Genomic DNA, 11563 nt, shown 5'->3' on the forward strand with positions numbered 1-11563 from the left:
TGGCGCCCCTTCATTTCAGGAGGGGGAACAACATGAAACTATTCGATCTCAGCGGCGACGTAGCGCTGGTAACAGGCGCCGGCAGCGGCATTGGCCAGGCCATTGCCATCGGGCTCGCCGAAGCCGGCGCCGACATAGCCTGTTTCGGCCACACCTCCAAGGGCGGGCTGGACGAGACGGCGCACAAGATTTCGGCACTTGGCCGCAAGGCGCTGGTGCTGACCGGAACGGTGACGTCGGAGGCTGACCTTGCAGCGGCGATCGAGCGCACCGAAAAAGAACTCGGCGCACTGACAATTGCTGTCAACAATGCCGGCATTGCCGGTGCGGAGGCGGCCGAGACGCTGCCGCTGGAGAAGTGGCAGAAAATCTACGACGTGAATGTCAGCGGCGTGTTCCTGTCCTGCCAGGCCGAAGCGCGCGCCATGCTGACGCGGCGCAAGGGCTCGATCATCAACATCGCCTCGATGTCGGGTTCGATCGTCAATCGCGGCCTGACCCAGGCGCATTACAATTCGTCGAAGGCGGCGGTCATCCACATGTCGAAAAGCCTCGCTATGGAATGGGCCGATCGCGGCCTGCGCGTCAATGTGGTGAGCCCAGGCTACACGCTGACGCCGATGAACAAGCGGCCGGAGGTCGCCGAACAGATCAAGATCTTCGAACGCGACACGCCCATGGGGCGCATGGCGACGCCGGAAGAGATGGTCGGCCCGACCGTGTTCCTGGCCAGCCGCGCCGCGAGTTACGTCACCGGCATCGACCTGATCGTCGATGGCGGTTTTGTCTGCTGGTAAGGAGAAAAGATGCAGAAGCGTTTTGAAGGCAAGACTGCGGTCATCACCGGCGCGAGCGGCGGCATCGGCGCGGCGATGGCGAAGCGCTTTGCCGAAGAAGGTGCCGCGATCGTGGTCAGCGCCATCGATACCCGCGTCGAGGACGTCGCCGCCGGCCTTAAAGCGGGGGGCGCCAAGGTCGCGTCGATGCGCATGGACGTGACCAGGAAGGATGAGGTTACAGCGCTTTACGATCTCGCCGAGAAGGAATTCGGCCGTGTCGACATTTCGGTGCAGAATGCCGGCGTCATCACCATCGCCCGGATCGAGGCGATGACCGAGGCCGAGTGGGACAAGGTGATGGCGGTCAACACCAAGGGCGTGTTCCTGTGCTGTCAGGAAGCGATCGCCCGCATCCGCAAGCATGGCGATGGCGGCCGGCTGATCAACACGGCGTCGGGCCAGGCGCGGCAGGGTTTCATCTACACGCCACACTATGCGGCGTCGAAGTTCGGCGTCGTCGGCATCACCCAGAGCCTGGCCAAGGAAGTAGCCAAGGAAAAGATCACCGTCAACGCGATTTGCCCCGGCATTATCGACACTGACATGTGGGCTTACAACGACGCCGCCTGGGGCAAGCTGATGGGTGACTACAGGCCCGGCGAGCTGATGGCCGAATGGGTGAAGAACATCCCGATGGGCCGCGCCGGCAGCGGCGAGGACGTGTCCGGCCTAGTCAGCTTTCTCGCCAGCGACGACGCCACCTACATCACCGGCCAAACCATCAATGTCGATGGCGGCCTGATCATGTCGTGAATCAGCTCTGGCGGTTGGCAATCGACCAGTCTGAAATTCCGCAGTGCACAGGGCATCAGCCGTTGCGCCGCATGAACGTTGGTATATATAATTTCATCCCATGAAACGGCCTTGGCGAGGACGGGGCTCGCCGGCCGAGATCATGGGACCTTGATGGCTCGCACGTCTGAGAGCGCCGCTGGAGCGGCGATCGATCTGTTGACGATTGCTCACGCAGCAATCCATCCGATGCCATGACGCGGGCCCGCCCGGCATCACATAAACACCAAGTCGAGCAACCATTTCGCCTGCGCAAGTTGCGGCCGCGGCAATGGCATGGTGCGAACGAACTTGCGCAACGACCCGCCTTTCCAACACAATCAAGAAAAGACGCAAGAAGGGAACGGTCAAGAAATTTCCACATGGTTTGACAGGAGAACAAGCATGTCATTTCGCAGTGTGATTTCGAACCTATCAATGGGAGCCCTTGCACTCGCCGCCGCAAGTGCGCTTACATCACCGGTCCACGCAGCAGCACCTGAATCCAACGACCCGATCAAGATCGCGCTGTTCGACTGGACCAGCGTCAACCTCAACGCCAAGATCCTTGGCGGCATCCTCGAAAAGCTTGGCTACACCGTCGAGTATCCCACCGCCGACTACCTCTCCAGCCTGACCACCGGTCTCACCAATGGCGACCTCGATGTCGGCCTGGAGTTCTGGGACACGACGGCCGGCGAAGCGATGAAGGCTTCAGACGCCACCGGCCAGACCGAGCGGCTGGGCAAGCTCGGGCCGAAGGCCAAGGAGGAATGGTGGTTTCCCGAATATATGAAGGAGAAATGCCCCGGCCTGCCCAATTGGGAAGCGCTGAAGGACCCGAAATGCGCCGAGGCGTTCTCGACAGCGGAGACGGCGCCGAAGGGCCGCTATCTCGGCGGCCCGGTAACCTGGGAAGGCTTTGACGACGAGCGCGTCGAGGCGCTGAAGCTGCCCTTCACCGTCATCCATGCCGGCACCGACGCGGCGATGTTCGCCGAGTTGGACTCGGCCTATCAGCGCAAGGCGCCGATCATGCTGTGGATCTATTCGCCGCATTGGGCGCCGGCCAAGTACAAGGGCGAGTGGGTCGAATTCCCGGAGTATACGCCCGAGTGCTACACCGACCCGAAATGGGGCACCAACCCGGATGCCAAATATGATTGCGGCAAACCGCATGGCGAAATCTGGAAATACTCCTGGTCCGGCATGAAGGACAAATGGCCGGTCGCCTACAAGGTGGCCAAGGCGTACACGATCGACACCGATGAGCTCAACAAGATGAGCGGCGAGATCGACCTCGGCGGCAAGACGCCCGAAGATGTCGCCGCCGCCTGGATCGCCGCCCACGAAGCCGACTGGAAAGCCTGGGCGCAGTGATCGCCTGACTGGAAGCCAGACCCGGCCCTAGCGGCCGGGTCTTATCTCCATTTTCCAGAAGGACCATTGGATGACGGAAGCGACTGAACCGCAGGCAACTGGCACGCCGGAGGATGTGCGGCCGATAAAGCTTGCCTGCCGTAACGTCTGGAAACTGTTCGGATCGAACGCGGCCAGCTTCATCCGCGAGCGTGCCGGCAAGGCCAGCATGGCCGATGTCGCTGCCGCCGGACTGGTCGGCGCGGTGCGCGCCGTCGATCTCGAAATCCGCCAGGGCGAGATTTTCATCATCATGGGGCTGTCCGGCTCCGGCAAGTCGACGCTGGTGCGCTGCATGTCGCGGCTGGTCGAGCCGACCTACGGCAAGGTCGAATTCGAAGGCAACGACCTGCTCAAGATTTCCGATGCGGCGCTGATCGAACTGCGGCGTCATCGCATGGGTATGGTGTTCCAGAATTTTGCGCTGCTGCCGCATCTTAACGTGCTCGACAACATTGCCTTTCCCCTGAGCATCCAGGGCAAGGACCGACCGACGCGCGAAGCGAGAGCGCGGGAGGTGATCGATCTCGTGGGCTTACGCGGCCGCGAGCATTTCTATCCGCGCGAACTCTCCGGCGGCCAGCAGCAGCGCGTCGGCATTGCCCGCAGCCTCGCGACCAAGCCGGAGATCTGGTTCCTCGACGAGCCGTTCTCGGCGCTTGACCCATTGATCCGCCGCGAGATGCAGGACGAGCTGATGCGGCTGCAGACCATGCTGCACAAGACCATCGTTTTCATCACCCATGATTTCGACGAGGCGATCAGGCTGGCCGACCGCATCGCCATCATGAAGGACGGCGAGGTCATCCAGATCGGCACACCGGAGCAACTGGTGGTCAATCCGGCGACCGACTATGTCGCCGAATTCACCCGGGATGTCGACCGCGCCAAGGTGATTTCGGCGCGCAGCCTGATGCGTGCCCTGGATGGCTCCGAGCATGGCGGCACGGTTTCGCCCGACGCCAGGATCGCCAGCTTCTCAGCCAGCATCGTCGCTTCGGGAAAACCGTTCGCGGTGGTCAACGGCAGCGGCAAGTCGATCGGCGAGGTGACGCCGCAAGCCGTGATCGGACTGCTGGCCGGCATCGACAAGCAAAGAGCCGGCGCATGACGGTGACTGCAAGCGCCAGCCAAACGAGGCCACCGGTTCAGCGCTGGCTGCTGATCTGGGCGCTGGCGCTGGCCGCCGTGCTGGTGGTATTCCTGCTGCAGGAGAGGCTGCCATGGGCGGTCGACTATCCGGCCGATGCGGTCGTTCCCGTCGCCGACTGGGTCAGTGCGCTGATGCGCTGGATCAAGTCGAACTTGTCCTGGCTGACCCGCTCGATCACCGCGGTGCTCGGCGTTCCCCTCGATTTCGCGCTCGACCTGCTGGCCAAGAATTTCAAGATCGGTCACGGTGCCGATGCCTATGTCCTGCCGCGCCTGTCCTGGATCGGCGTCTGCGCCGCCGCCTTCATCGCCGGGCACGCCGCGGGCGGTAGAAAGCTTGGCATGCTGGTCGGCGGCTGCTTCCTCTACACCGCGCTGTTCGGCCAATGGACCAGCGCCATGCTGACGCTGGCGCTGATTTCCATCGCGGTGCCGTTCTGCATCGTCACCGGCCTGTTCGCCGGCATCTGGGCGTGGCGCAAGCCATGGGCCGAGCGGCTGATCATCTCCCCTGCCCTCGATTTGATGCAGACCATCCCGACCTTCGCCTATCTCATCCCGATGCTGCTTTTGTTCGGCAACAGCCCGGTCTCGGCGATGATCGCCACCGCCATCTTCGCCACGCCGCCGATGGTGCGGGCAACGATGCTGGGTCTGTCGCGGGTGCCGTCAGAGATCGATGATTTCTCAGAGATGGCCGGCTGCACGGCGCGGCAGAAATTGTGGCGCGTGCTGCTGCCATCGGCGCGGCCGACGCTGATGGTCGGCGTCAACCAGGTGATCATGCTGGCGCTCAACATGGTCATCATCGCCTCGATGATCGGCGCCGGCGGCCTCGGCTACGACGTGCTGCTGGCGCTGCGTGCGCTGAAGGTCGGCGAAGCGATGGAAGCCGGGCTCGCCATTGTGGCACTCGCCATCGGGCTCGACCGGTTGAGCCAAGCCATCGCCCACAAACAGGCGAAGGGCCACGTTCAACGGCAGGCGAACCAGAGCTTTTGGCGGCGCTATCCCAATCTGTCGCTGGCCATCGCCATCCTGGTCGTGACGACGCTGCTCGGCCTGTTCGTACCGGCATTCGCAGCGGTGCCGAAGGCGATCACCTTCACCACCGCGCCACTGTGGAAGGCGGCGGTCAACTGGGTGACGATCAACTTCTTCGACGTGATCGAAGCGTTTCGCGTGGCGCTCATCCTCAATGTACTGAACCCGCTGCGCGCCTTCTGCGAAGGCTTTCCGTGGCTCGGCGCAGTGGCCCTGCTCGGCCTCGCCGGCTACCAGCTCTCAGGCCTGCGTCTCGCCGCCCTCGTCGCCGCGCTGACCGCCTTCTGCGCCGTCACCGGCCTTTGGGAAAAGACCATGGCGACGGTTTATCTCTGCGGCATCTCGGCCTTCATCGCCTGCCTGATCGGCATTCCGATCGGTCTGATGGCCGCCCGCAGCGACCGCTTCGAAAAGATCGTCACGCCCATCATCGACACGCTGCAGGTGCTGCCGTCCTTCTGCTTCATCATTCCGGTGGTGATGCTGTTCCGCGTCGGCGACGTGACCGCCATGATCGCCACCGTCGCCTTCGCCGTGGTGCCGGCGATCCGCTACACCAATCACGGCATCCGGCAAGTGCCGCCGGCGCTGGTCGAGGCGGCGAAGGTTTCCGGCTGCACGCCGCGCCAGACCTTCTTTCGGGTACAATTGCCACTGGCGCTTCCCGAAATTATGCTGGGCGTCAACCAGACGATCCTGATGGCGCTAGCGATGATCATCATCTGCGCCATGGTCGGCACACGCGACCTCGGCCAGGAAGTCTTCATCGCGCTGTCCAAGGCCGATTCCGGACGCGGCATTGTCGCGGGTCTCGCCATCGCTTTCATCGGCATCGTCGCAGACCGGCTGTTCAATGCCTGGACGGCGAAGGCGCGGGCAAGACTAGGATAATTGTTGAATGTCCAATCCCGGCGAACCGCCTTTTGCCGTACTCGTCTTCGACATGGCCAAGACCGGCGAGCCGGACGGGGAGCACGTAGTTTCGGGGTTTGAGACGCTGGAGGCGGCGACGTCCTACGCCATTGCGCGGGTTCGCGCCTCGGTGGAGGACTTGCGCAAGCCCGGCATCGCCACTGCTGAGCTTCGCCAGCTCTGGCACCTCTATGGCGAAGACTGTTCGGTGCTGAACGCCGGAGTGCGCGGCAGCGATCTACTCGACGATTTCATTGCGACGCCGTCGATGCCGGCCGAATGCAACTGGCAAGTTCTCGCGCCAAGGCTGCGCCGCTTCCGCGCCTCGCTGCTGATCTCCAACGGCAACAACGAATCCGTCTGGGCGGGCGGCTTCTTTCGCTCGACCTACAGGCTGACGCGAGACGGCCTCCTCGAGCGCTTTGGCGACGACGCCATTGCCGCCTTCAAGGCCAAGGGGATCGAGCCGGCGGAGCCGACGAAGCTCATGGTCGCCAATTACTTCGAGCTGCCCGACCCGCCCTACCCGCCGCCAGGCGTGACGCTGCGATCCTGGAAGGTCGAGGTCGGTTTCGTCTGCCATGACGTGAAGTTCGGCGGCGACGCCGCCGGAATCTTCGCCTGGCCGCAAGAGCCCACCGACTGGGCGTTCAGAACCATGCAGCTCCTGCTGATGGCCGACATGATGGCCATGCGCGGCGATGGCCCCGACTGGGCCAACGACTGCGAGATACTAACCGCCAAAGTGACCGAGACGGAGGCGCCTCCCGACTATCCGCTGGATTGAAGTGATGATCATCACCTGCCCCGTGGCCGGCACACGCGATCTCGGCCAGGAAGTGTTCATCGCACGGTCCAGGGTCGCGGCATTTTCGGGGGCTGGTAATAGCATGCCATCGACATCATCGCGGTCGGTCTTCGACCCCTGAGCCGCGAAAGCTCAAGCACGGCTCGGATAGAACGGTTTCGCCTCTTCTGGAGTTCGCCTCTTCTGGAAATGGCAGGCCGCGCTCCAGCTCTTGACTTTGACGCATTTTCGCGCGGAAAGCTGCTTCATCCTCGACCAGCCTGAGCTTGCTGCCGAATGCCCGATCAGCGCGAACCGCCTTTTACTGTCGTCGTCTTCGACATGGCCAAGACCGGCGAGCATGTGGTTTCGGGGTTTGAGACGTTGGATGCGGCTACGTCCTACGCGATTGCTCGGGTTCGCGCCTCGGTGGAAGAGCTGCGCAAGCCCGGCATCGCAGCAGCCGAGCTCCGGCCGCACTGGCATATCCATGGTGAGGATTGCACGGTGCTGAACGCCAATGTGCGCGGCAGCGATCTGCTTGAGGATTTCATCGCGACGCCGGGGACACCGGCCGAATGCGACTGGCGGGCGCTGGCGCCACGACTGCGCCGTTTCTACGCCGCTGTGAACGTCTTCAACAACGATGGCAAATCTATCCGGGTCAGCGGCTTTTTCCGCGCGACCTACCGGTTATGGCACGCTGGCCTGCTCGCACGATTTGGCGACGACGCCATCGCCTCCTTCAAAGCCAAAGGCATCACGCCGGCAGTGCCGACGAGAGTCTCGGTCGACCATCACTTCGAGCAGCCCGATCCGCCGCGCCCGCCGCTCAGCGATATCAGGCCGTTGCTGTCGTGGAAGGTCGAGATCGATTTCGGATGCACCGATGTGAGGTTCGGCGCCAAAACCGACGGCGTCTTCGCCTGGCCCGAGGAGCCGACCGGCCGGGCACTCAAAGACATGACACATCTGCTGATGGCTGACAGACTGTCCATGTACGGCACCGGCCCGGAGGGCGCCTATTAAAGCGAAATTGGTGTGGGTCAAGGTGACGGAGACCGATGCGGCTCCCGACTACCCTCTGAATTGAAACTGGGCCGGTGCCGGCGCATTGTTTTGCATCACGCCGACCTATTCCGCCGCCACGCCCTTCACCTGGAGATAGCTTTCCATCGAGTCGTCCAGCGCCTGCAGCCAGGGCGTATGGTGCGATGGCGCCATGGTGCCGGTCATCAGCGAGCGGTAGGCGTGGTCGCGGAAGCTCATAATGTCTTCCGCCTTGTGGTGCTCCCACTCCATGAAGGTCTGGTTGACCGCCTCGACGTCGAAGCCGGGATAGTCGGTCTGGTCCATCAATTCCTTGGTGTAGTCGCCCTGGAACCAGATCATCTGCTCGGCGTCTTCCAGCGTCTCTTCGCGTGCCCGCCACTTGGCGCCGTGCTCGGCCATCGCCTGTACCGACGGCAGCTTGATGCGGCCCATGATGACGTCACGGGCGAACCAGGCCTGGGCGTCGAACATGTTGAAAGTGTAGAACTGGTCCTGCATGCCGATATAGGACAGTTTCGGGTTCTTCTCCCACACGACGCCCTCATAGAGCCCGTCCGGCCACATGCGGTTGGCGGTCTTCAGCTTCAGCTCTTCCGTGAGGAACGGGAAGGAATGCAGATAGCCGGTGCACAGGATGATGGCGTCGACGTCCTTGGTGGTGCCATCCTTGAAGTGCGCCGTCTTGCCGACGACCTTCTGCAGCAGCGGCACTTCCTTCCAGTTCTCCGGCCATTTGAACCCCATCGGCTTGGAGCGGTAGCTGGAGGTGATAGATCTGGCGCCGTATTTGTAGCATTGCGAGCCGATGTCCTCGGCAGAATAGGAGCGGCCGATGATCAGTATGTCCTTGCCCTTGAACTCCATGGCGTCGCGAAAATCATGGCTGTGCAGGATGCGGCCGTTGAATGTCGAAAAGCCTTCGAAATAGGGAACGTTGGGAACGGAAAAATGCCCTGAGGCGACGACGACATTGTCGAACTCCTCGGAGTAGGTGACGTCGTTGGTGCGGTCATGCGCGGTGACGGTGAATTTCCTCGTCTCGTCGGAGAAAGTCACCATGCGCACCGGGCTGTTGAAGCGTACCCATTCGCGCAGGCCTGATTTCTCGACGCGACCCTTGATGTAATCCCACAGCACCGCGCGCGGCGGGTAGGATCCGATCGGGCGGCCGAAATGCTCCTCGAACGTGTAGTCGGCGAATTCCAGGCACTCCTTCGGTCCGTTCGACCAGAGGTAGCGGTACATCGAGCCGTGGACGGGATCGCCGTGCTCGTCGAGGCCGGTGCGCCAGGTGTAGTTCCACAGGCCGCCCCAGTCGGACTGCTTTTCGAAGCAGACGATTTCGGGTATCTCGGCGCCCTTGTCGGCAGCCGACTTGAAGGCCCTGAGCTGGGCCAGACCGGATGGCCCCGCTCCAATGACGGCAACGCGCGTTTTCATGGCAGGCCTCCCGGTGTCATTCGATTTTTGGAATTGCTCTTACGAAACAAATTTCACTCACAGGACAGTAATTGCCTCTTGGATGCTGTCAACAGGCCTTGTGGAGAAACCGCGTTTCGCCCCAGCGGATTTCCGGAAACGGATGACGGCAAATCCGGTGCGGACACCATTCGACTTAACGGGCTTGCTGCGCGGTTGCGTTTCTGTATCGGCACCGAATAGGTTCACCTGGAGTGAAATAATCATGGGGATTCGGCGGCGAGATGGCGAAGACAAGTTCCGACTCCAAGACTGCTTCGACAAGGGCAAAGCCACCGGCGAAGGCATCCGTGGACGGGAAGACCATCCGCGCGCCGCTGACGCAGAACCCGCATGCCATTCGCGACACCCGCGAAAAAGTGCTGGAGGTGGCGATCGGGCGCGAGGTGCGCGCCTTCCGCAAGAAGCTCGGCATCACCGTCGCCGATCTCGCCGTCGCCACCGATATTTCGCTGGGCATGCTGTCGAAGATCGAGAACGGCATCACCTCGCCGTCGCTGACCACACTGCAGGCGCTGTCGAGGGCGCTCGGCGTTCCCGTCACCGCCTTCTTCCGCCGATTCGAGGAAGAGCGCAGCGCCGTCTTCGTCAAGGCCGGCGAAGGGCTAGATGTCGAACGCCGCGGCACCCGCGCCGGCCATCAATACAATCTGCTCGGCCATATCGGCTCCAACACCAGCGGCGTCGTCGTCGAGCCCTATTTGATTACGCTGACCGAGGATTCGGATGTGTTCCCGACCTTCCAGCATGAGGGGATGGAATTCCTCTATATGCTGGAGGGCGAGGTGGTGTACCGGCACGGCAGCAACCTCTATCCGATGAAGCCGGGCGACAGCCTGTTCTTCGACGCCGACGCGCCGCACGGGCCGGAGCAACTGACGAAACTTCCGATGCGGTATCTGTCGATCATTTGCTATCCGCAGAATAGCGCTGGGTAATCGGACCGCCGCAGCCCCCTCACCCGGATTGCCCCGAGGGGAGAGGAGTCTGGCGTCAGCGCTGGCGATCTCTTCTCCGCTCGGGGAGAAGGTGGCCGCGCAGCGGCCGGATGAGGGGGCCTTTAGTCCGGCCCGAACCCCGGTGACGTCGCACTGCCATCATCCAGCTTCGACAGCCATTCCACCAATGTCGGCCGATACCGCGTCAGGCCCTTGTAGGTGGCCAGCTCTTCCGGCAAATCCCGGATCACCCGGTGCAGTCGTCTTGCCCATTTCGGCTGTGTCACCAGTTCGCCCATCTTGATGAGATAGCAGCGGATCGGGAAGACGATGCCGTTCGAGCGCGGCAGCCGCCAGAAGCTTTGCAGTTCGACGCGCAGATGCACCTTGTCGCCGAGATTTTCGGGCGTCACCGTCGCGCGGTCCGGGCCCCATTTGTGGTAATTCTCCGGGCTGGTGTCGAGGCGCGGGTTGATGGTCATCGTCCAGTTGAGACGCCGCGCCGGCTTGCCCTGCTGGATGTTGGTGAGGAACTTCAGCGCCCTGACGAAAATCCCCTTCTCATGCGCCAGCGGCACCGGCGCGTGCCATTCGAAGAAATTCATGCCGATGTCGAAATCGAGCGACCAGTCGGCCTGGGTGGTGACCATGCCGGCGTCCATCCACAGATTGCCGTCGCGCTGATCGAGGATGCAGAAATCGCCCTGGCTCTGGCGGGTGATGTACTCCATCGGCCCGTAAGGCAGTGTCGAGGTGTCGCCGAAGGTGAAGGTGTCGTCAATGCCGAGCGGTCGGTTGATCCAGCGCCAGCGGTCGCCGTCGCGGGTCAGGGTGAAATGCTCGGGATAGCCAAGTGCCTGTTGCTCCATCAAAAGTTCGAGCAGGTCCCAGCCGGCCAGCGTCATATGCGGCAGCGACTGGCAGCGCAGCGGATCCTCGGCCAGCACCAAAGCGCGGTCCTGCATCTCGGCGACATAGTGCTCGTCGACGTCTATCAGGTTTTCCAGCACGCTGCCCTTGGGACCGACGACATGCGGCTCGATGTTGACCGCGTACATGTAGCTGTCTTCGTGGAACGGAAACGGAAACCGCCTGATGTGCTCCGGGCTGTTGTTGAAGGTGAAATCGTCCCGAAACGTTTCCTTGCGAAAGGTGATGCCCAAGCTCGC

At 62.4% G+C, this 11563-nt stretch carries 10 protein-coding genes; 8 read left to right on the forward strand and 2 right to left on the reverse strand.

Features of this window, described 5'->3' with window-relative positions:
* Positions 1-32: 32 nt before the first annotated feature.
* From NLY33_RS28100 to NLY33_RS28130, 7 genes are all read left to right on the forward strand, one after another.
* Positions 33-797: an SDR family oxidoreductase gene (locus tag NLY33_RS28100; protein ID WP_023704850.1), complete on the forward strand. Its 765-nt coding sequence runs from the start codon at positions 33-35 to the stop codon at positions 795-797.
* Between the two features lie 9 nt (positions 798-806).
* Entirely contained in the window at positions 807-1592 is a 786-nt protein-coding gene (locus NLY33_RS28105) for an SDR family oxidoreductase (RefSeq protein WP_023704849.1), read from the forward strand.
* A 423-nt stretch (positions 1593-2015) separates the two neighbouring features.
* Positions 2016-2990 carry an ABC transporter substrate-binding protein gene (locus tag NLY33_RS28110; RefSeq protein WP_023709181.1) on the forward strand — a complete coding sequence of 325 codons (975 nt, stop codon included), beginning with the start codon at positions 2016-2018 and terminating at the stop codon, positions 2988-2990.
* A gap of 70 nt (positions 2991-3060) precedes the next feature.
* Positions 3061-4140 carry a quaternary amine ABC transporter ATP-binding protein gene (locus NLY33_RS28115; protein ID WP_023704848.1) on the forward strand — a complete coding sequence of 360 codons (1080 nt, stop codon included), beginning with the start codon at positions 3061-3063 and terminating at the stop codon, positions 4138-4140.
* Positions 4137-6116 carry an ABC transporter permease gene (locus NLY33_RS28120; protein ID WP_023704847.1) on the forward strand — a complete coding sequence of 660 codons (1980 nt, stop codon included), beginning with the start codon at positions 4137-4139 and terminating at the stop codon, positions 6114-6116. Before NLY33_RS28115 ends, NLY33_RS28120 begins: the two co-directional genes overlap by 4 nt.
* 7 nt (positions 6117-6123) lie before the next feature.
* On the forward strand, positions 6124-6924 hold the full coding sequence (locus NLY33_RS28125; protein WP_023704846.1) for a hypothetical protein: 801 nt from the start codon (positions 6124-6126) through the stop codon (positions 6922-6924).
* A 297-nt stretch (positions 6925-7221) separates the two neighbouring features.
* Positions 7222-7953, forward strand: coding sequence for a hypothetical protein (locus tag NLY33_RS28130; protein WP_023708149.1), 732 nt, complete (start codon positions 7222-7224; stop codon positions 7951-7953).
* Positions 7954-8058: 105 nt separating this feature from the next.
* Here NLY33_RS28130 and NLY33_RS28135 read toward each other — a convergent pair whose 3' ends face one another.
* The gene (locus NLY33_RS28135) at positions 8059-9417 is read right to left on the reverse strand and encodes a trimethylamine monooxygenase (protein ID WP_023704844.1); all 1359 of its coding nucleotides are present in this window, start codon (positions 9415-9417) and stop codon (positions 8059-8061) included.
* A 263-nt stretch (positions 9418-9680) separates the two neighbouring features.
* On the opposite strand from NLY33_RS28135, the gene NLY33_RS28140 reads away from it, so the two are divergent.
* Positions 9681-10394: a helix-turn-helix domain-containing protein gene (locus NLY33_RS28140; protein ID WP_023692149.1), complete on the forward strand. Its 714-nt coding sequence runs from the start codon at positions 9681-9683 to the stop codon at positions 10392-10394.
* 122 nt (positions 10395-10516) lie between these two features.
* On the opposite strand, the gene NLY33_RS28145 is transcribed toward NLY33_RS28140, so the two are convergent.
* Positions 10517-11557 (reverse strand): heme-dependent oxidative N-demethylase family protein, encoded by a 1041-nt coding sequence (locus NLY33_RS28145; RefSeq protein WP_023708148.1) that lies wholly within the window; start codon positions 11555-11557, stop codon positions 10517-10519.
* Positions 11558-11563 lie beyond the last annotated feature (6 nt).

This window comes from Mesorhizobium sp. C432A, from assembly GCF_030323145.1.
In the GTDB taxonomy this organism is placed as follows: Bacteria; Pseudomonadota; Alphaproteobacteria; order Rhizobiales; family Rhizobiaceae; genus Mesorhizobium.

Bases quoted from the DNA above. Each gene is read 5' to 3' on its own strand.
- NLY33_RS28105 (WP_023704849.1), top strand. From the start codon at position 807: ATGCAGAAGCGTTTTGAAGGCAAGACTGCGGTCATCACCGGCGCGAGC.
- NLY33_RS28135 (WP_023704844.1), bottom strand. From the start codon at position 9,417: ATGAAAACGCGCGTTGCCGTCATTGGAGCGGGGCCATCCGGTCTGGCC.
- NLY33_RS28125 (WP_023704846.1), top strand. From the start codon at position 6,124: ATGTCCAATCCCGGCGAACCGCCTTTTGCCGTACTCGTCTTCGACATG.
- NLY33_RS28100 (WP_023704850.1), top strand. From the start codon at position 33: ATGAAACTATTCGATCTCAGCGGCGACGTAGCGCTGGTAACAGGCGCC.
- NLY33_RS28120 (WP_023704847.1), top strand. From the start codon at position 4,137: ATGACGGTGACTGCAAGCGCCAGCCAAACGAGGCCACCGGTTCAGCGC.
- NLY33_RS28140 (WP_023692149.1), top strand. From the start codon at position 9,681: ATGGCGAAGACAAGTTCCGACTCCAAGACTGCTTCGACAAGGGCAAAG.
- NLY33_RS28115 (WP_023704848.1), top strand. From the start codon at position 3,061: ATGACGGAAGCGACTGAACCGCAGGCAACTGGCACGCCGGAGGATGTG.
- NLY33_RS28130 (WP_023708149.1), top strand. From the start codon at position 7,222: ATGCCCGATCAGCGCGAACCGCCTTTTACTGTCGTCGTCTTCGACATG.
- NLY33_RS28110 (WP_023709181.1), top strand. From the start codon at position 2,016: ATGTCATTTCGCAGTGTGATTTCGAACCTATCAATGGGAGCCCTTGCA.